The sequence below is a fragment of the Paenibacillus wulumuqiensis genome (assembly GCF_000971965.1).
Taxonomy (GTDB): domain Bacteria; phylum Bacillota; class Bacilli; order Paenibacillales; family Paenibacillaceae; genus Saccharibacillus; species Saccharibacillus wulumuqiensis.
Genome location: NZ_KQ040793.1, coordinates 294937 through 316101, shown reverse-complemented (window position 1 = coordinate 316101; position 21165 = coordinate 294937). Strand labels below are relative to the sequence as shown.

14 protein-coding genes are annotated in these 21165 nt (G+C 51.3%); 9 read left to right on the top strand and 5 right to left on the bottom strand.

Features of this window, described 5'->3' with window-relative positions; translation table 11 throughout:
• The first annotated feature begins 145 nt into the window (after positions 1-145).
• The 4 genes from WH45_RS04370 (at position 146) to WH45_RS04355 (ending at position 5057) form a co-directional block, all read left to right on the top strand.
• Positions 146-358: a hypothetical protein gene (locus WH45_RS04370; RefSeq protein WP_046213177.1), complete on the top strand. Its 213-nt coding sequence runs from the start codon at positions 146-148 to the stop codon at positions 356-358.
• A gap of 518 nt (positions 359-876) precedes the next feature.
• Complete coding sequence (locus tag WH45_RS04365) at positions 877-1785, top strand: ABC transporter permease (RefSeq protein ID WP_235338290.1); 909 nt, start codon at positions 877-879, stop codon at positions 1783-1785.
• Between the two features lie 682 nt (positions 1786-2467).
• Positions 2468-3355, top strand: coding sequence for a carbohydrate ABC transporter permease (locus WH45_RS04360; RefSeq protein WP_046213175.1), 888 nt, complete (start codon positions 2468-2470; stop codon positions 3353-3355).
• A 37-nt stretch (positions 3356-3392) separates the two neighbouring features.
• Entirely contained in the window at positions 3393-5057 is a 1665-nt protein-coding gene (locus WH45_RS04355; RefSeq protein WP_046213174.1) for an extracellular solute-binding protein, read from the top strand.
• Positions 5058-5175: 118 nt separating this feature from the next.
• Here the strand turns inward: WH45_RS04355 and WH45_RS04350 are convergent, their stop codons facing one another.
• Together WH45_RS04350 and WH45_RS04345 are read right to left on the bottom strand one after the other, a co-directional pair.
• The gene (locus WH45_RS04350; protein ID WP_046213173.1) at positions 5176-6216 is read right to left on the bottom strand and encodes a ketopantoate reductase family protein; all 1041 of its coding nucleotides are present in this window, start codon (positions 6214-6216) and stop codon (positions 5176-5178) included.
• A 13-nt stretch (positions 6217-6229) separates the two neighbouring features.
• Positions 6230-6976, bottom strand: a complete 747-nt coding sequence (locus tag WH45_RS04345; RefSeq protein WP_082096538.1) for an acetoacetate decarboxylase — start codon at positions 6974-6976, stop codon at positions 6230-6232.
• Between the two features lie 152 nt (positions 6977-7128).
• Between WH45_RS04345 and WH45_RS04340 the strand changes: the two genes are divergently transcribed.
• The 5 genes from WH45_RS04340 to WH45_RS04320 all read left to right on the top strand — a co-directional run bounded on the left by WH45_RS04340 (position 7129) and on the right by WH45_RS04320 (position 15971).
• Positions 7129-8028 carry a LysR family transcriptional regulator gene (locus WH45_RS04340; protein WP_046213171.1) on the top strand — a complete coding sequence of 300 codons (900 nt, stop codon included), beginning with the start codon at positions 7129-7131 and terminating at the stop codon, positions 8026-8028.
• A gap of 83 nt (positions 8029-8111) precedes the next feature.
• Positions 8112-10001 carry a cache domain-containing sensor histidine kinase gene (locus WH45_RS04335; RefSeq protein ID WP_046213170.1) on the top strand — a complete coding sequence of 630 codons (1890 nt, stop codon included), beginning with the start codon at positions 8112-8114 and terminating at the stop codon, positions 9999-10001.
• Position 10002: 1 nt separating this feature from the next.
• The gene (locus WH45_RS04330; protein ID WP_046213169.1) at positions 10003-11571 is read left to right on the top strand and encodes a response regulator; all 1569 of its coding nucleotides are present in this window, start codon (positions 10003-10005) and stop codon (positions 11569-11571) included.
• A gap of 176 nt (positions 11572-11747) precedes the next feature.
• Positions 11748-14621 (top strand): CHASE3 domain-containing protein, encoded by a 2874-nt coding sequence (locus WH45_RS04325; RefSeq protein WP_046213168.1) that lies wholly within the window; start codon positions 11748-11750, stop codon positions 14619-14621.
• Between the two features lie 339 nt (positions 14622-14960).
• The gene (locus tag WH45_RS04320) at positions 14961-15971 is read left to right on the top strand and encodes a hypothetical protein (RefSeq protein WP_046213167.1); all 1011 of its coding nucleotides are present in this window, start codon (positions 14961-14963) and stop codon (positions 15969-15971) included.
• A 128-nt stretch (positions 15972-16099) separates the two neighbouring features.
• Here the strand turns inward: WH45_RS04320 and WH45_RS04315 are convergent, their stop codons facing one another.
• The 3 genes from WH45_RS04315 to WH45_RS22740 all read right to left on the bottom strand — a co-directional run bounded on the left by WH45_RS04315 (position 16100) and on the right by WH45_RS22740 (position 21098).
• Entirely contained in the window at positions 16100-17899 is a 1800-nt protein-coding gene (locus WH45_RS04315; RefSeq protein WP_046213166.1) for an ABC transporter ATP-binding protein, read from the bottom strand.
• Positions 17896-19635 carry an ABC transporter ATP-binding protein gene (locus tag WH45_RS04310; RefSeq protein WP_046213165.1) on the bottom strand — a complete coding sequence of 580 codons (1740 nt, stop codon included), beginning with the start codon at positions 19633-19635 and terminating at the stop codon, positions 17896-17898. The genes WH45_RS04315 and WH45_RS04310 overlap by 4 nt, the downstream gene beginning before the upstream one ends.
• 314 nt (positions 19636-19949) lie before the next feature.
• The gene (locus tag WH45_RS22740; protein WP_052723611.1) at positions 19950-21098 is read right to left on the bottom strand and encodes a GNAT family N-acetyltransferase; all 1149 of its coding nucleotides are present in this window, start codon (positions 21096-21098) and stop codon (positions 19950-19952) included.
• Positions 21099-21165: the final 67 nt, after the last annotated feature.

Here is a 21165-nt window from a genome sequence, read left to right as displayed (position 1 = left end):
AGGACAGAGATTTAACTGATTTGCTAAATCTTATACGATTTTTAAAACTATAAGTCAAGCAATACGCGTTCATTTTATCTTTATTGCTTACTGTAGTACTGTATTATAAAATGAACTTTGCTTTACAATGAAAGGAGTATGAGGTATGTCTGAAAATATAGTATCTTCTGATTCCATGTACATTGGAACATCATTTTTATCCTATTTGCCCTTTATTCAATGGATTGTCTACTTTATTATGCTTGTTATAGGTTTTATTTTTTTATTGAAGATCAGTCATAGATTGGTTAAATATCTTGATTTGTTAATTGAAGAAAAGAAGGCCAATAAAAATGATCCTACTATACAAAGGCATTGACCTTCATAGGATATTTGATGAAAGAACCGTTATGTTCCTTAAAGAAATTTGTATGATCCCCTCAAGTAGCCAGTGAAAAAAGATCTCATAATACAATGAGATCAACACTGAAGACCGGAGGGGATTTTTTTATGGCCAAACTAAGCTCGTCACTGCCACGATTGAAAAGCCGGGCCAAAAGACAGGGTGCTGCATTCAGACCAAGGATTTCAATACACGACAAAAAGTTATGCTTATTTCCTGCAGGCCCAAGAACTGACAGGCAGTAACTTCAGATGAGGCAACTGTTTTCACAACGCCTATGTAGAGTCATTTTTTATATTATTTACATACCACCCGAAAAATGAGACACCCAATACGAAATATGGAACCTTATAACCTCTTCATCATCTCGGTATAATTAAACCCATAAATGTAATCGCTTACATAATTTTGGGAGGAGAGGATCTATTATGGAGACAGAGGTGAAGACCGGCTCGGATGCCAAGCGCAAGACAGGCACCTCCACATCCGGGAGAATGCGCAGATGGTTTCGCCGTCTCTACACCCAGCGGCATTTGCAGGTGATGGCACTGCTCGGCGTCGTCTGGATGCTCGTATTCAACTATATCCCGATGTACGGCATCATTATCGCGTTCAAGGAATTTAATATCGTCGAAAGTATCGCAGATGCGCCTTGGGTGGGGCTGGAACATTTCCGTGCCTTTATGGAAGATGAGAATCTGCCCGATGTCATTCGCAATACACTCGGCATCAGCCTGATCAAGCTGTTTATCGGATTCCCGCTGCCCATCCTGTTCGCGCTGTTCCTGAACGAACTGCGCTCGGTCCGGTTCAAAAAGTCCGTGCAGACGATCTCGTATCTGCCGCACTTTCTGTCCTGGGTCATCCTGGGCGGCATCCTGACCACCTGGCTGGCAGATGTCGGTGTGATCAACAATGTGCTGCTGGCACTGAATCTGATCGACCAGCCGATCTCCTATCTGGCCGAGCCGCAGTACTTCTGGGCGATCGTCATCATCTCGGACATCTGGAAAGAACTCGGCTGGTCCGCGATCATCTACCTGGCCGCAATGTCGAGCGTATCACCGGAAATGTACGAAGCCGCCACCATCGACGGCGCCGGACGTTTTCAGAAAATGTGGTACATCACCCTGCCGGGTATCCAGAGCACGATCGCCATCCTGTTCATCCTGGCTGTCAGCGGCGTGCTGAATTCCAACTTTGACCAGATTCTCGTCCTGCGTAACTCGCTGAACGAGAGCGCCAGCAACGTTATCGACATTTACGTCTACCAGACGGGTCTGCTGTCCGGACGTTTCTCCTATTCCACAGCGATCGGATTGATCAAGTCCATCATTGCGCTGATTCTGCTGGTGATTGCAAATCAGGTGACCAAGCGGCTCAATAATACTTCGTTGTTCTGAGTCGTATGTTGGGAATGAGCGGATCAGTTGTAAATGTTGGCTGTGGAGGTTGATGTTGTGCAGAGCAGTGGTGCTCCCGAGGGCAAGCGCTTCGAAATTGGATTTGTCTTCTGCCCTCCGTTAAGATCAGATATCCCTGAATTCCGCTTACGCGGAGGATATCCGATCTTAAATGAGACCGCTTCGCTGCTGAATACAAATTCCAATTCCTCTGCTCCCTGCGTGGAGAGAATGATTGGGTAGTCAGGCTCCAATTTAAAACCTGTTCAACCATGAATGGATGATATGTCTACTAAATGAAGTATTAATCAAGCTCCCAACTGCAATTAGAGCCAATTCAGCATAACCAATATTGTCATAAGAGCCACCCATCAATCCCTGTAACTCCACCTGTTTCCAAATGTACCACCCCCAAAAAAGCTTGCAGAAGCCTTTGCGGAGTGGATGCGGGAGAGGCGAGGGTGGGGTGAGGCACGGAGCGGAGGGAAGGGAATTGGGGAAAAGGGCGATATTTAAGCCTGGATATCCACCGCTTTATCCCAATTCAGGATATCCAGGCTTAACCGGAGCCCGTTCCCCAATCCCTTCCCGCAGCGCTCCCCCTCACTCCAGCCAACCGCCACTCCCCATCCACCCCGCAACAGCACCGAAAGCATCCCCTCAAAGAAAGGAGTAAGTGACGATGTTAAATGCAGCCCGCCGTACACGCGGCGAAGCGATATTCGATACCTGTAACATGATTTTGATGCTGGCGATCTGCTTTTTGACCCTGTATCCCATCTGGTATGTGCTGATCAATGCGCTCAATGAAGGCACCGATGCAATGCGGGGAGGGATTTACTGGTGGCCGCGCGTATTCAGCCTGGAGAGTTTCCGGGCGGTATTCCAGAGTGAGGGCATCATGCAGGCGATGTGGATCACGGTCGCCAAGACGCTGATCGGCACGCTTATCCATGTGTTCTTTACCGCCATGGTTGCCTATGCGCTGTCCCGGCGCGGATTGATTGGCGGCAAGGTGTATATCTGGATCGGTACGGTCACGCTGTTTTTCAGCGGCGGACTGATTCCGACGTTCCTGCTGATGAAGGATCTCAATCTGCTGGATAACTTTCTGGTCTATATTATTCCGGCGATGTTCAGCTTTTTTGACCTCATTATCTTTATGACGTTCTTCCGCGAGATTCCGGAAGGGCTGGAGGAGGCGGCCCGGATCGACGGGGCCAATGATTGGGCGATTTTCCTCAAGGTTGTCCTGCCTGTCTCGATGCCGGTAATCGCCACGATCGCGCTGTTCCATGGGGTATACCAGTGGAATGATTACTTCACCGGCATGATCTACATGAACGACACGACCCTGCAGCCGATCCAGACGTATCTGTACCGCGTCGTCGCAGAATCCAGCTCCAACCAGATGCTGGCGGCAGTCCCGGGCGGCATCAACCGGTCGGTGACTTCGCAGTCGATCAAACTGGCGACGATGGTCGTCACGACACTGCCGATCGTATTCGTCTATCCGTTCCTGCAGAAATATTTTGTCAAAGGCATGATGATCGGCTCGATCAAAGGCTGATTTACAAAAATTGCACGAAGAGAGAGGGGTAACAGATATGAATATCAAAGCACGCAGATGGTACAAACCGGCGCTGGCGATCGTAACAGCCAGCCTGCTCACACTGACAACGGCCTGCTCATATTTTGGCGGCAGCAAAGGGGCGAGCGACAATGCCAACCCGGTACCGGTGCAGCAGGCTTCAGCCAATGAACCGGGCTGGAAAGCCGATACGTCTCCGATTACCTTTGACTGGTATATGAACTTCTCCTGGTACACCGGCAGCGATTGGGGCAAAGACCCGACGAGCCAGTACATTACCAAAAAGACCGGCGTCAGCCTGAACTTTATCGTTCCGGCGGGCAATGAGAACGAGAAGCTCAATACGATGATCGCGTCCGGCAAGCTGCCCGATTTTATTACACTCGGCTGGAGTGAGGATGCAGTCAAAAAGATGATCGAGGGCAAACTCGTGCTGCCGCTGAATGAGCTCGCCAAAGAGTATGATCCTTATTTCTTCAAAGTAACCGATCCGGCCAAGCTGGCCTGGTATACCCAGCCGGACGGCAATGTATACGGTTATCCGAATGCGTCTTCTTCGCCGGCGGACTTTGCCAAGTATGGCGAGAACTATGTATCCAATCAGGTATTCGTCGTGCGCAAGGATATGTATGAAGCCCTGGGCAAGCCGGATATGCGCACTCCGGAAGGGTTCCTGAATGCACTGAAAATGGCCAGGGAGAAATTCCCGCAGGTGAACGGCCAGCCGCTGATTCCGCTCGGACTGCATGAATTTACCGAGAACGGCAACTACTCGCTGGAAAGTTATCTGCAAAACTTCCTGGCCCTCCCGATGGAAAAGGACGGCAAGCTGTATGACCGGACGACCGATCCGGAATATGTACGCTGGCTGAAGACGCTGCGCCAGGCCAACCAGGAGGGTCTGCTGGCCAAGGATATCTTTATCGATAAGCGGGCACAAATGGAAGAGAAAATCGCACAGGGACGCTACTTTGCGATGCTGTACCAGCGTAGCGACTTTAACACCCAGCAGAATGCGCTGTATGCGAGTGATCCGGACTCTGTCTATATTGCGGTCGATGGACCTTCCAATGCACAGCTGGATCAGCCGGTACTGAGCGGTCCGGTCATCTCCGGCTGGACGCTGACTCTGATCTCTAAGGACGTCAAGGACAAGGCACGTGCGATCCGTTTCCTCGAATATATGATCAGTGAAGAAGGACAAAAGGACATGTATATGGGTGAAGAAGGCGTAACGTACGATATGGTGGACGGCAAGCCGCAGTTCAAACCGGAAGCGCTCAAGACGCTCAATACTGACCGTTCCGCCTTTGATACCAAGTACGGTGCTTCCCACAAGTACTGGATGCAGATGAATACGAATATTACGGACCAGTGGAAGCCGGAAAGTGTCGAGCCGTTCAAGCAGATGGAAGACTGGACCAAAGGCAAAACGGTCAGCCGCTCCGAATTTGACCAGCTGAATCCGACAGGCAATTCACCGGAAGGCATTATCAACACCAAGATCACCCAGCTGTGGGGCAAAACACTGCCGCAGCTGCTGCTGGCATCCTCGGATGCCGAGTTCGACCAGATTTTTCAGGATTACCTGAGCAAGCGTGAAGAGTACGGCCTGGCCAAAGTACAGGCATACCAGCAGGCCGAATACGAGAAAAATCTGACCAAGCTCAAAGCACAGTAATACGATCTCAATCAAAAGACCGCCGAAGGAGCCAGAATCTCAGCTTCGGCGGTCTTTGTTATGGGTGCATCTATCGTGATCAAGCAGGTTCCCTGTATATCACCGGTTTACATTACAATTACATCAGGTGCCGGGTTTGCAGCAATTTTGCAAATGCCTTGATATTGGTATCAAAATCAGGCACGGTTTGCGCGGCTTCCGCAGACTCCACCAGATGCACGACCATATCATTAAATGGGGTAGCAATGCCTTTGTCAGCGGCCATGTTGGGAACAACGCCGTTGATGTACCGGATTTCGGTTTTGCGTTTCTTTTCCAGATCCTGCAGCATGCTTGCTTTGAGCAGTCGGGACGGTTCCATGACCATTCGCAGCGTACGGATGAGGTCCGGAATATCACTTTCCGAGTGCAGTTCCAGCGAGGCAATATCGAATTCGCTCATTTTGGAAAATTCGATGCCATTGGCATGACCGACCTTGATCGTCTCATCGGCGATATGAACAGCACTGGTAATGCCGATCTCGTTATCCAGAATATCTCCGTATTCTCCATTCAATGCGGCGGACAGACCGCTGAATGCGTTGTTGATCAGCAGTTTGGACCATTTGGTGCCAACCAGATTGTCAGAGACATGGGTTCCGCCGACCCATTCCAATACGGATTGGATCTGCCGGATTCTGTCTGTGATCTCCCCATTCAGTTCACCAATCTGAAAAGCATACTTTTTGAACTGGGTATATTCGGTGGTCAGTCGGGATACACCCGGTTCCATAAAAGTAGCTCCGAATTCAACCGAACCGGCAATAACACGATGCTCGCCAACAATCGCAGCGACATTTTGCTCGGGAATACCATTCTGCAGCGAACAGACGACGCTATCTTCTGTCAGAAACGGCAGCAGCTCCCGCAGTACCGAGTCGTTATACAATTGCTTGGTCAGCAGCAGTACCAGATCGTATTTTCCCGATTTGTTCTGCGGAAGGATCGCTTTGACGGTAGAGGAGAACTCCGTGGTGCCGACCACTCTGGCACCTTTTGCGTTCAGCGCATCCACATGAGCTTCATACGTATCGATTAATTCCACATCCATGCCGCCAGCGCTCAGATAAGCGCCGACGATCGTTCCGAGGGAGCCCGCTCCCAAAACAGCGATTCTCATTATAAAGACCTCCTTATTGTTCTTCCAGATAGTTATGGACAGGCTCTGCGGCATTCAGCGTCAGATCGGTAAGAATATGGGATGCCGAGACGACTTCCAATACAGGCAGATCGGCCAGAGGCGCGAGAGCATGTTCGAACAGCTGCAGTCGTGCCGGACCGCCCCAGGCTCCTTTGACGTTAATATCCGTAATCTGCGTGCGTACCAGATCACAGATTCGCAATTGACCGGAATAATCGGTTGCTATTTTCACCATAAAGGTAGGACGGCAAATTTCATTTTTGGCTGTTTCCTTGTCGATCTCCCAGTGCTTGAAGCCCATTGTCGCATTGGCTACACGCAGGCTGCCGTAGTCCAGTGTCCCAACGAGTGTATCCGAATCGATATACAGCTTGGGCGCGCCCAGCTTTTTGGGATAGGCAGTCAGTTCGCGTCCGCTGGCAATCGCCGGGAAGTTGTCTACATACATCGAATGTACATAATCGCCTTCTTCACCGTTAAACTGAACAGGGATGACCTGGCCTGCCTCTGTATAAGCGCCCAGACCCGACACATCCGGCATCCACATAATTTCGAATTTGACCAGCGGCTCACCGATTTCCAGCGGCTCCGGTACTGCAGCGCGCAGTGCTACAGCATCGGTACGGTAAATGATATTCAGATATTCACGATTAACAAATTGGTAAGGCGGAAGAGCATAAGCGGGTGCAGTTAATGGAGTACTCAGATTTTTGGCAATATTATTAATATCGATCTTCATAATAATGAACGCTTCCTTTCACCCATTTATTTTCAGCAGCAGTATGGCTGCTTGTTTTTCTTATATCCTTATTTTATATCTATATTTGCATATAATCTAATACATAATATAGTATAAATACATTTACTATGATAAATAAGGAGACTGCTTATATGGAGCTGCTTCAGCTCAAATACTTTCAGACCGTGGCCTATACCGAGCATATGACTCAGGCGGCCAGACAGCTCAATATTGCCCAGCCTTCTCTCAGCCTGACGATCAAAAGACTGGAAGATGAACTGGGCACGCAGCTATTTATACGCAAGGGTAGAAATATCCAACTGAGCCCTGCCGGACACATTCTCCTGAAGCATGTTAACCGGATTTTCACGGAGCTGGAAAATGCACAGCGGGAGATCCAGTCCGAGGAGCAGCTGGTTTCCCGGACGATCCGTATCTCCATTTCCAATCCGCGGTTTCTGTCCAGGCTGATCACCGAATATATCAACCAGTACCCCGACTCCAAAGTGCATCAGGGAATCAAAATGAAAAGCGAAGTCCTCTCCAGTCTGAAAAAAGGGGAGATCGATCTGGGTATCGCCGGTCATCCTGCCGAAGATGAGGAAATCGAGAGCTGTCTGCTCATTAATGAAGATATTGTGCTGGTACTGCCTTCCAACCATAAGTATGCGGGCAGATCCGAACTTTCTTTGACGGAAGTCGCCGATGAGCCTTTTATTTCGCTTGCGGACAACAGGGAATACAGCGAATTTATTCATCATATTTGTGAACAGGCCGGGTTTGTGCCAAACAGCATTTTTGAGGTCGATTCCTACCTGCTTACAGAGATTATCCAGGTCAATCAGGGGGTGAGTCTGCTGCCTGTATCTGTCTGCAGACAGCTGAATCTGGATTATATCAGGATCGCCGGATTTTCCCCTACGTATTCGGTCAGCCTGTTCTGGGTAAAAGGCAAGCTGCTGCCTGCTTCGGTGGGTAATTTCCGGGACTTCATTATCCAGTACTACCGGGATCACCATGACATGTTCAAACTTCATGGAGAATCTTCATAATTCCTTACTCTTTTTACAATATATTGAGTTACAATATAACTATAATGTAAGCGCTTATATTGCAAAGGAAGGAAGCTGCGGGCTTGAATCGATTGCAGAGTGGGATACGGGAGCTGTTCAGGCGTCTTAATGAAATATCGCTGCAGAGCAGGCTGATTATCGCCTATATCGTTGTTATTTTGCTGCCCACGGCAGGTATCTCCTATTATTCCTATCAGCAGATCAACACGACCTATATACAGGATACGCGGCTCAAAAGCATCGACATCCTGCAAAATGAAAAGCAGACCATTCAGACGCAGATCGAGACGATGGAACGGGCCGCACAGCTGGCGGTATCAGACAAGTCGGTCATTCAGTATCTGACCGAGGATGAAGACACACCTACAGCGGAACTGCTCGAATTTAATACCAATTCCTATGCCCGGCTCGCCCAGATCCAGATCAATAATCCATCGATCCTGCATCTGCGGCTGTACAGCAACAGTCCGAACACGTACGAGATCTGGCCGATTATCCTGCATGAGGAACGGACCGCCGATGCTCCATGGTATGGTATGGCCAGAGGCCTCGGTGACCGGGAAGCCTGGTATATGCAGCGCAGTGATCTGTCACAAAGTGGAACAGATAACAGTCGTGCATTGGAACCGGACCCGCCCAAGCTGTCTCTGCTGCGTGAGCTGGAACTGCCCAAAGGGCATCATGCCGGCATGATCCAGGTGGATATGCGGTTGTCCGATCTGGCGCCGCTGACCTTTGGCCAGAGTCAGGAGGACAGTTCGCGGATGCTGCTGCTGGATGCAGGCGGAGGGAATGTCTCTTCCTATACGGAACAGAATCTGCACACCCGGCTGGCGGATCGTCTGCTCACCAGCGCTGGCGATTCGGAGCGTCTCACTGCCGGTGAACTGTCCGCCCAGTACCGGGCAGATGGGCAGTCCTATCTGCTCACGAGCATCCCGGTAGAGCGGCTCGGTGCCCGGCTCGTGCATGTAACCTCGCTGGAGAAGATGCTGCAGGATACCGGACGGGCGCGAAATTTGATTATTCTGGCAACGGTAGGATTCATCGTACTCGTCTCGCTGATTACGTATGTGGCCAACTCGCTGATTCTCAAAAATCTGCGCAAGTTGACCCAGGCGATGAAGCAGATGCGCCGAGGAGAATTCCCACCGGTCGTCCAGGTGGATGGCGGCGGGGAGATCGGTGAGCTGGCCTATCATTTTAACCGGATGAACGGAACGATCAATGAATTGATCGCCCAGGCTGTCCGCAAGCAAGCATTGATGAAGGAAGCGGAACTGCGGACGCTGTACAGCCAGATTGATGCCCACTTTCTGTACAATACGCTGGAAAATATCAAAATGCTGGCCGAGATCGAGGATCAGCGGCAGATCTCGGATGCGCTCACTTCGCTCGGCGGCATGATGCGCTATAACTTCAAGTGGACCGGCGAATATGTGAAGCTGGAGGAAGAGCTGCGCCATATCCGCAATTATATAGATGTAATGAATATCCGCTACGAGGAACCGGTCGAGCTGGAAATGGATATTGCACCGCCTGATCTGGAGCTGATACTGCTCAAGATGTCCCTGCAGCCGCTAGTGGAGAATGCCTTCAAGCATGCCTGGGAGGAATCGGCACCGGTTCGTCATCTGCTGATCCGATCAGCCGAGCGGGAGGATGGGGTCATGACGATCACGGTACAGGACAATGGGGGAGGCATTCCGGAGCCGGCATTGGAGCAATTGCGCGCACGTATTCGCGAGGCCGGTATCCGGCAGGAAGAGCTTCATGATGAACCGGCAGGATATGCACCGGGCACGACAGGTATCGGTCTGCAAAATGTGGAGCGGCGGATACGATTATTTTATGGAGAACAATATGGAATACAGATCCACAGTAAAGTCGGACTGGGCACACAGGTGGAACTGATTATCCCCAAACGGATTCAGGCAGGAGGAGGTAGCTGACATGAGACAGTTGTTGATCGTGGATGACGAGAAGAATATCCGACAGGGGCTGCAGGTGATGATTGAACGCGAATTCCCCGGCCAGTATAAGATGCATGGTGTCCGTAACGGTCAGGAAGCGCTGGAGCGGCTGCAGGCACAGCCGGCGGATATCCTGATTACGGATATTCGTATGCCGGTACTGGATGGAATCGGCATGCTGGAAAAGCTGCGCGCCATGAGAACGCCCACCGTGCAGCCCTATGTGATTGTACTGAGCGGTTATGATGATTTTGAATATGCCAAGGCGGCGATCCGCTATCAGGTGCGCGAATATCTGCTCAAGCCGATCCGCCGGGAAGATCTGTTCGAAGCGCTGCAGCGGATTGGCGTGGAACTGCAGCAGCAGGATCTGGTCGGCCGCCAGCTGGAAGAGGCTGCCCGGTACCGACAGCGGCAGCAGGAAGAGCAGTTGTGTGCTCTGCTGTATGAGTATCCTGCCGGAAGCAGATCATCCGCTGAATCCGCTGCAGCTGCGCATATGCTGCCAGCGGATTATCATGTCTGCGTATTTCAGTACAGGGATATCCATGGACAGCCGGTCAGCCGTCAGGAGCTGCAGCTGCTGCTGGAGCGGCTGGCTGCACAGCCCTTTTGTGCTGTAGTGGAACTGCATGACCGGGAGGAACGGCTGGTCTGGATCGTGCCGGAGCAGGAGCAGATGCTGCTGCAGTCACTGGCTGAAGCGGCTGCCCGCAGAGAGGTGCCCGGATTGCAGTTTGGCGTGAGTACGGAGGGGCAGGGTATCGATCAGCTGGCACATTTTTACCGTGAAGCCTGTACAGCGCTGGAGCAGGGCTTTTTCCATCCCGGACTATACTTGCTGAACTACGAACCTGCCGAGACCGATGCGATTCGGCAGGAACTGCCGGAGGAGCAGATCCGTCTGCTGGGCAACATCCTCGGCACAGGGCGTACCCGGGAGATCAGCAGCAGGCTGCAGGAGATTTTCCATGGGGATGATCTGTCCGGACTGACCGTTCGCTATGTAGAGGAAGTCTCCCGGCTGATCAACGAGTCGATTATGGATGAGGTATTTCGTCATTACGGAGAACCTTCTATCGAAATTATACGGCTGTACCAGCGCACATGCAGTCTGCAGCATTATCGGTATTTCCGGGAATATTACCGGGATTTGGAGAGTCTGCTCATTTGCCTGGATGATTATATCGGCCAGCTTCGGCTCGTGCACAGTGAACATCGCCAGCTGCGGGAAGCGGTGGAGTTTATTCAGGCCCATTATGACCGGCCGCTGAATATGGCGATGGTCAGCAATCATGTGTCGCTGAATTATTCGTATTTCAGTGAAGCGTTCAAAGCGTATACCGGGGAAAACTTTGTACTGTATCTCAAAAAGGTACGCATCGGCAGAGCCAAAGAACTGCTGGCAAATAGCCCCTGGAAGCTGTCGGATATTAGCGAAATGGTCGGTTTTGAGAACAATCGACATTTTTCCCGCGTATTCCGTGAGCTGGAAGGGATCTCTCCGCAGGACTATAGGGCCAAAATGCAGCTGCGCTCTACAATATAACAAGGATTGGCCGACATAGTAATCACACCTTATTATGCAATATATGGAAAATAAAATACTTATCGATTATCCGTTTGCAATATAAATTATTTGAAGTAAAATAGTTGGGTAACCAACAAAATCACCTCTGTATATGGCAGAGTGAGAAATATTCAAAATATACTGGAGGCGTTCTTGTGCTTAGAAGCGCAAAGTGGAGTATACGCACCAAGATTGTAGCCGGTTATATTGTCATTATCCTGTGTCTCGGTCTTGTATTAACGATGATGTCCAGCCGGATGAGCCAGCTGGAAGCAGAGAATCGTTACATCAATGATCATGATCTGGAAGTGCATAATCTGACGAATGCGTTGGAAAAGCATGTACTGGATATGGAGACCGGACAGCGTGGATACGCACTGACCGGTGATGACAATTATCTGGTACCCTATAATGATGCTGCCATGCAGTGGGAATCGGATTATAACAAGCTATATTCACTGGTAGCGGACAACTCTCTGCAGCAGAGTAATCTGGATACCATCAAGGCAGGTATTCAGAAATGGATTAATGAAGCCGGTAACAAGGTCATTGATCTCAAACGTGAAGGAAACAATGCCGGAGTCAACGCCTTTTTTGCCAGTGATCCCGGTAAGCAGCAGATCGACCAGCTGCGAACGGAGTTGGATGCATTCCGTGCCAGCGAAAAAGCGCTAACCGCTGCACGGATTGAAGCGACGGCGGTGAGCAATGAACGACTGCTGAATATTATGCTGCTGCTGTGGGCTGCATTGGCTGCCATATCGATTGCGACGGCTGTTCTGATCTCCAACCGGATCGTGAGAACGATCAAGGATGTAACGGAGACGGTTCGTGATATTGCAGCAGGCGGCAATCTCAACAAGCGTGTCGAGATCAAGACGGCTGACGAGGTCGGTGACCTGGGAGAAGCAGCCAACGGTCTGCTGGATCATGTACAGCATGAGAACTGGGTCAAAGACCAGATTGCTACCGCAGCCACCAAGTTCCAGGAGTCGACCGATATTCATGTGCTGTCTTCGGTGCTGCTGACCAAAATGAACAAATGGTTTAACGCACCATACGGTGTAGTGTATGTCGATCAGGGCAAGGAAGACTGGAACAAAACCGCTTCCTTTGCAGCAGAGAGCCATGATGTGGAGATCGCACAGGAGCGTATCCGCAAAGGAGAAGGACTCGCCGGCCAGTGTATTACCGAGCGGCGTGTGCTGGAACTGCATCCTTTGCCTGCCGGTTATACCAAAATCGTCAGTTCCGGGCTCGGCAGTACCGAGCTGCAGGCGATGATTGCGGCTCCGATTATTTTTGAAGGTAAAGTGATCGCGGTAGCGGAATTTGCGCTGATGAAGCCGTTTACCCGTGAAGAACATTTGCTGCTGCAGCAGCTGATTGACATTTTTGCTGTCACTCTCAATTCGGTCAAAATGCGGATGGAAGTGGAACAGCTGTACAGAGAATCCCAATCGCTCAACCACGAACTGCAGGTACAGTCGGAGGAGCTCCAGGCGCAATCCGAAGAACTGCAGGCACAGACCGAAGAGCTGCAAATGCAGGCGGAAGAGCAGCAAATACTCAACGAACGTCTCGAACAGGGCAAGCTGGCTGCGGAAAGTACAGCGATCGAGCTGGACAAATACGCCCAGCAGCTCCAGGTCAGCTCGCGCTACAAATCAGAATTCCTGGCGAATATGTCGCATGAACTGCGTACTCCGCTGAACAGTATGCTGATCCTGTCCCAGATTCTGTCGGAGAACAGCAGCAATACGCTGACAGCCAAGGAGCAGGAATATGCTTCGATCATTCACTCATCCGGCAGGGATCTGCTGAATCTGATCAATGATATTCTCGACCTGTCCAAAGTGGAAGCCGGCAAAATGCAGATTGAGATCAATCCGATCAGCATCAGCTCCATGGCGGAACAGATGGAGCGCAGCTTCAAGGAGACGGCATCCCTGCGAGATCTGTATTTCAAAGTACAGGTAGAAGACAATGTGCCGGATATCATCTACTCGGACGAGCTGCGTATTCAGCAGGTGCTGCGTAATCTGCTGTCCAACGCATTCAAGTTCACCCAGACCGGCGGCGTGACCATGACGATTGAAAAGGTCGGACGGGTGCAGACTGCCGAATATCAGAGCAGTCAGCCAATGATTGCATTCAGCGTGAGTGATACCGGTATCGGTATTTCTCCCGAAAATCGGCAGGTCATTTTCGAAGCCTTCCGTCAGGCCGACGGCGCAACTGCCCGCAAGTATGGCGGTACAGGTCTCGGGCTGTCGATCTCTTCCCAGCTTGCTCATCTGCTCGGCGGGGAGATTAATGTGGAGAGCAAGCTGAATGAAGGCAGTACATTTACATTCTATATCCCATGTGCAGTAACAGATCCACATACGGAAAATGCCATGTTTGACCTGAATGAGCCGCTGCACCTGAACCGGACGGTATTTATGGAAGAAGGCAATGTGGTCTCGGCCGATTCCTATGAGAATTATACATTTACGTATGAATCGGATCGACTGGAAGCAGAGCTTGTTGAAGAGGAAATGGTGCTCGCCGAGCGTCCCACCACCTTGGAATCCGTACAGGATCTGCTGACACCTCAGCAGCCCGCGGTACCGGAAACACAGGAGATTCTGACCGGCAAAAAGATTCTGATCGTCGATGATGATATCCGCAATGTATATGCACTGACCAGCATGCTGGAGCGCTATAACATGAATATCGTCATTTCCCAGAACGGACGGGATGCACTGGAAATCCTGCATATGGATCAGCATATCGACTTGATCCTGATGGATATTATGATGCCGGAAATGGACGGTTACGAGACGATGAAGACGGTCCGCAATCTGTACGGGTATGCGGATGTACCTATTATCGTACTGACAGCCAAGGCAATGAAGGAAGACCGCGAGAAGAGCATTCAGGCGGGAGCGACCGATTATATGAGCAAGCCGCTGCAGATGCAGGAAGTACTCCAGCGGGTCCGCTACTGGCTTCACCAGACGAGTGTACGGTTCACTTCACGCTAAGAATACAAGACAGGCAACCTGTTATAACTGCTTTATTCCAAACGAAGTCTGCATGATCTTATGATCCGCAGACTTCGTTTTTTTGTAGACTTTTATTAAAAATTCGTGCTAAATATATAAAATGACTTAGTTAGTTATTAAAAAAATGAATTATCATCCGATAATAGCTTTATAGGTCTAAATACCCTATAAAATATAGATAGAGTAGTAATAATAGACTATTCTGTGGAAGCGGATAGTACGGACCGGGCTCTTCAGGATCGAAACAGGGGTTGCGTGACTGGAATGAGTAGAGAGGGGAACCGTTTCCGACCAATTATCACGAAAGGAAGAAGAGGTATGAATATTAGCTCAGCCGTTAATTATCCATCTTCCGGCACATCATCTTATTATCCCAAAAGCACGACCATTCCTGACCCGCAGACGGATGCTGCGAACGAAGCAGCATACGACCCGCAAGTGCAAGCCGAGAAGGCTAAAGAACAAAGAGCCAGGGATCGTAAGATTGAGGATCAGAAGAACCAGGATAGACAGGCCGAAGAGCAAAAGCTAGAAAAACAGGAACGCTACAAGAAAGAAGATCGGGCCAAAGAGATTAGAAAAGAAGATACCGACAAGTTCCTGCAGACTCAGCAAAAGCAAAACCTGGAAACCAGCGAGATTGCTGCCGATATGATCGCACAAAGCAGCTATCTGCAAATGAGTATTCAAACCAATCTGCCGATCACCAAAGACAACTATGAAGCTGCTGTCAAAAACCTGGTCTCCCGCGGATTTCAGGTGAGTGCAGATGAAGACAAGCTGATGATCTCTTCCAAAGTGCATCAGCTCAGAATGGAGATCAGCAAGGAGTCGTATGAGCAGTATGTGAAAACCATCTATGCTCAGGTAACAGAAGTACAGTCGGATAACAGACGTACTGCAGATGTCTCGTCATCCTCCGCTTCACCACAGCCTGCAGGTGGCAGCACACCAATGCCCGTACCGTCCGGAAGCTCGGCAGCCAATGGTACATCAACAGGTTCGGGCAGTCCTTCACCAGCAGCCCAGCCGGAATCCGGCAGTGCCGCAGCAGAGCCGGATTCCGTGACACCAGCTCCGCAGCAGCCGGTAAGTGATCCTGATCCACAGCCTGCAGATTACACAGCGGATCAGCAGGATACTGCTCCAGCTCCATCCGACTCATCAACCACTTCGACAACAGCACCATCTTCAACAGAGTCCACTTCGGGAACAGGTACAGCCAGCGATCCTGCCCCGGCGAGTACAGGCAATGAGGTGACCAATACAGGTTCTTCAACAGGGACAACCAGCACTGGTAATCCTGCATTGATACCGGGACTCATATAATCACAGTCAATATTCGCTACCCAGCCTCATGATGTCCCAGTCGGACAGCATGAGGCTTTTATCATCTGGAGTTGCTTTGATCTTCAGCACGGCACGGCAATTAAATCAATTATTCGTATCTATCTTTATCACGCTTCCGCAATATCATGTCCTGCCTGTCTGGCATGGCGGTAGAGTTCGGCATAGATGCCGCCATGGGCAAGGAGTTTGGCATGGGTACCCTGCTCAATAATCTCTCCATGCTCCATCACCAGGATGCGGTCAGCATGCATAATCGTCGACAAGCGGTGAGCGATTACTATCGTCGTACGTCCTTCGGATACAGTCTGCAGTGCCTGCTGGACGAGCTGCTCGGTATGGGAATCCAGATTGGCGGTCGCTTCATCCAGAATCAGCACTCTCGGCTTGAAGACGACGATCCGGGCAAAGGAGATCAGCTGCCGTTCCCCGGCCGATAATCCGCTGCCCCGCTCGGACAACCGGGTATCATACTGCTGCGGCAGCTTCATAATCATTTCGTGCGCACCGACAAAGCGGCAGGCTTCGATCACCTGCTCACGGCTGACATCATCCTGGAACAGCCGCACATTATCGATAATCGAGCCGGAGAACAGGAACGGTTCCTGCTGGATCAGTCCGACGATCCGGTGCAGCTGCTGCTGCGGGATATGGCGCAGATCCTGATCGTCGATCGTAATCGATCCACTCTGGACGTCGTAGAATCGGTTGAGCAGCGCGATCAGCGTACTTTTACCGGCACCGGTCGTACCGACGACACCAATCATTTCACCCGGACGAATATGCAGATCCAGATCCGGCAGAATGGTCTGTCCTTCGGTATAACCGAATGTAATATGGTTAAAGTCGACCTTGCCTTTGACCTGCTCAGGTACGATAACTGCTGTCTGTTCAGGCTGTGGATCACGGATCTCCGGCTGAATGCGCAGGATGCGCCAGATACGGTCCATCGATACCATGGTGGACTGGAATGTATTCCACTGCATGGTGATCTGGTTGATCGGCTGGAAGAACTGGCGGATATAACTGATAAAAGCGTACAGCACACCGACTTCAATCTGCTTGTTGAATACGGCGACACCACCGAGCCAGACCATCAGCACAAGCGCAATATTACCGAGTACGTCAAAGGTGCGGTTGAACAATACATTGGACTTGAGCTGCTGCACATTGGCCTGCCAGTAGTCGCTGTTGAACTCGGTGAACCGGCGGGTCTGTTCCTTTTCCTGATGGAAGATCTGGATCAGTCCCATACCTGACAGATTCTCGGCGGTAAAAGCGACCAGGCGGGACAAGCGGCTGCGGGCGTACTGATACACTTCGCGCAGCCGCTTGCGAAACAGGATCGCGAGCGTAGCGATCACCGGCAATGTCAGCATGGAGTACCAGGCCAGCGTCGTGTCGAGCCGGAACATGAAATAAATAATAAACACCAGCATCATGCCGTCACGGATCAGGCTGAGCAGCACCTGGGTGAAAAACTGGCTGATCGTCTCCGTATCACTGGATACATTGGTGACGAGCCCGCCGCTGCTCGAACGGTCGAAGAAGCTCATCGACAGTTTGGATATATGACCGAACAGGTCTTTACGAATACTGGCGACAATATGCTGTCCGGCATACTGAAGCAGATTGCTCTGAATGTAGGTGAAGATCAGGCTGATCACAGCCAGCCCCAGATAGATCAGGGCCATGCCGGTCAGAAAGGGCAGTCCGCTCTCACCGACAGCAATATGCTCATCGATCACGATGCTGACCAGATACGGCTGCACCAGATCGGCAGCAATAGCGAGTATGGTGGCAAAGAAAATGCCGACAAATGTCAGTCGGTGCGGCCGGGCATACCGCAGAATTGCCCGTAATGCTTCGTAGCGGGAGGAATCCGGCGAACCGGAAGGTAATTTGCTCATGAATGCAGACCTTCTTCCTGTAACTGATACATGGAGGCGTAGATGCCCTGTTCGTTCAGCAGCTGGCGGTGGGTGCCCTGCTGCACGATGCGGCCTTCATCCATCACGACGATCCAGTCGGCCTGCTTGACCGCACTGATCCGGTGCGCGATGATAATGGTCGTGCGGTTCTGCCGCTCCTGAACCAGATTCTCCAGAATACCGGCTTCAGTAACCGCATCGACAGCGCTCATGCTGTCATCCAGAATGAGGATCGGTCCGGTCTTGGCGAGTCCGCGTGCCAGACTCGTCCGCTGGCGCTGTCCGCCGGAGAGCGTAATGCCGCGCTCCCCCAGCCGGGTCTCGAACTGTTCCGGGAAGCGGGTAATCGGCTCGTAGATCATCGCCTGACGGGCGTGATTTTCCACCTTTTCCAGCGGGATATCCCGGTCGCTGAAGGCGATGTTGTCACGGATCGTTGTGCTGAACAGGAACCCGTCCTGCGGCACATAGGCGATCCGGGAGCGCAGGCTGTTGATGGAGATGCGGCGTACATCCGTGCCGCCGAGCAGAATCGTACCTGGCGGCGGATCATAGATGCGCAGCAGCAGCTTGACGAGTGTGGTCTTGCCGCTGCCGGTCTTGCCGACGATCCCGACCGTCTGTCCGCTGGCAATGTGCATATTCAGATCGGATAATGCAGGGCGTTCATTGCCCGGATAGGTGAAAGTCAGATTGTGCAGTTCCAGATCCGGTGAGGCCGCCAGAGGCAGCGCATGTTCATCGTCCTGAATATCCGGCTGCTGTCCGAGCAGATGATTGACCCGATCCAGAGAGGCGCTGGATCGCTGCATCATATTGATCACGTTACCAATCTGCTGCAGCGGCCCGGACATGATGCGCAGATAGAGCGTCAATGCGATAAAGTTACCGATTGTAATGCTGCCCTGAATCGCCAGATAACCACCATACATGAGCGAGATCACCAGCGATAATGCTCCGAGAAACGGCACAGCCGCCTGGAAAAGGGAAGACATGCGCACCAGGTGCAGCTGGTTGTCCCGAATCTGGTCGACCGTGCTGCCAAACCGCTGTCTTGCCGTCGGTTCAATTGCGAATGTCTTGGTCACGCGAATGCCGCGCAGCTGTTCCTCTGCCGACTCGGTCATAACGGCCAGCGATTCCTGTACGCTCATCGACCGTTTACGAATACGGGGTCCGAAATACACGACCAGAAACGGAATCGCGACCATCGGCACAATGCTGACCAGAATCAGATAAAGTGGAATATGACTGAGCAGCATCATAACGAGGCAGGAGAGGAACAGGAAGACCGCATTGGTCGTGGTGGTTACTCCGTTGGAGATCGATTCACGCACCGAGGTAACATCATTGGTCATCGAGCTGAGCAGCTTGCCGGTACCCTGACGGGAAAAGTAATGCTCACTCAGCGTGGCGAACTTGCGGAACAGACTCTGCCGCATCGCAAATTCGAATTTCCGGCCGAGCCGCATCACCGTGAACTGCCCTGCTCCGAACAGCAGATTGTAGGCAATCCCGATCCCTGCCAGAATAAGGCTGTAGCGGACAATCATCTCATACTGGATATTGCCGGCGAGCAGCGCATCCGTAAATTGCCCTAGCACCCGGGGTAGTGCAGCCTGTGAAATATTGGACAGGATGATCAGCACCACCGCCATCAAGTAATAGTGCCAGTGTTCACGTACATAATCCGTAAGTATACTTCGATCCTTCATAGGCTTCCTTCTTTCTGCGAGCTTATCCAGTTACCTTTCTCTATTCATTTAAACCAAAAAGGGCTTGGGGATTGCAGTTTTGCCCTATTGTGGGGATATGTAAAAAAGACAGAGAAGCTTGCTGGCGTCATCCACTGCGAAAAGGAATAGGGACGCTTCCTCCGGTTAAGCATAGAGATCCTGAATAACCGCTTGCAGTGGTCGATCTCCATGTTTAACAGTCGTTGACTGTCCCTATTCCCTTTTCTTCGCTCTGTGGATAATCATCCTGCGGTACATGGTGCATTCTTTTTTAATGAGGTGGGATGTTCGTGTTATATAAAATACAGTCCGTACATATAAGGCAGAGGGACGGCGGGGCTTGGGATGTTCTGGTTTTGCAATAATGATGAAGATGGATCGAACAGCAGGGAGCACAGTTCCGCATCTCCATTGACCGGGTAGGTGCCCTGCGGCGTATGGAAGGTGTACTGGTTATTGGATTCAACCGAGAATCGCACCGGCGCATCCGGAGCCAGATCATCGAGCAGTTCGGTCTGGGAGATCAGGGCGCTGCCGCTGGCGAGCATGACGGTTCCACCGTTCTGGATGATGGACAGGATTGCGCCGGATTCTTTTGCAGCCTGGATCAGGGATGTTTCCTGCCAGGGAATGGGGGCAGTCAGGGATGCAAGGGCATAGACTGATGCGGCATCCTGCCAGAGTGCCATGACCGCATCGTGTGGACCCGCCCATTCCAGTGCCTGTCCGCTGCGTTCTGGTATGGAATCACCCAGCTCCGTAGAATGAGATGGTTCCTCAGGAAGGGAGAAGATGCTGACAGCCTCGATGCCCCTCTGTCCGGGGACGGTGGCTACACGGATATGCAGATGCTGTCCGCGAATATGAGCCATCGGTGCAGCTTCGATCATCTGCTGCAGTTCGGCCAGACTCATCTGTACATACGCCGGTCTGGATTGCAGCAGCGCATGAACGGCAAAAATATCTTCTGCCCGCATATCACGCATTTCCCAGGAAGAGGGGCCCCAGGAAGAGAGAGTGTTCGAAGACATGGCCGCTTGATGGATCTGACCAAAAAACTGGCTGCCTGCACGCGTATACAGCGACCGGTCACCGGAAATAAACATCAGTGAAGCGCCCGATTCAGTCGCATGCTGACGGCAGCGCTCCAGCAGCTGCCCGGCCAACCGCTGACCACGATAATCGGGATGGGTGCATACCGCTCCGATCGAGAAAGCCGATAGAATCTGCTGTCCGCTCCGAATCTTCACCGGAACCAGTCCCATAAAGGATACGAGCCGATTCTGCTCGGTAAACGCGCCGTAGGAATGGCTGATGCCCGGATGGAACAGGGTAGGAAATGACGTCTCCATATGCCGATACTCCTGCTCGCAGAAAATATCATTGGCCAGCTCGGCAGCCTGCGCCAATTCATGGGTATGTACTCTTCTAATCTGTATCATCGTGTGACCTCCTGATTATCGGTAGTAAGGAATGACATGCCAGCTTATGACAGTTAAATATTAAAGC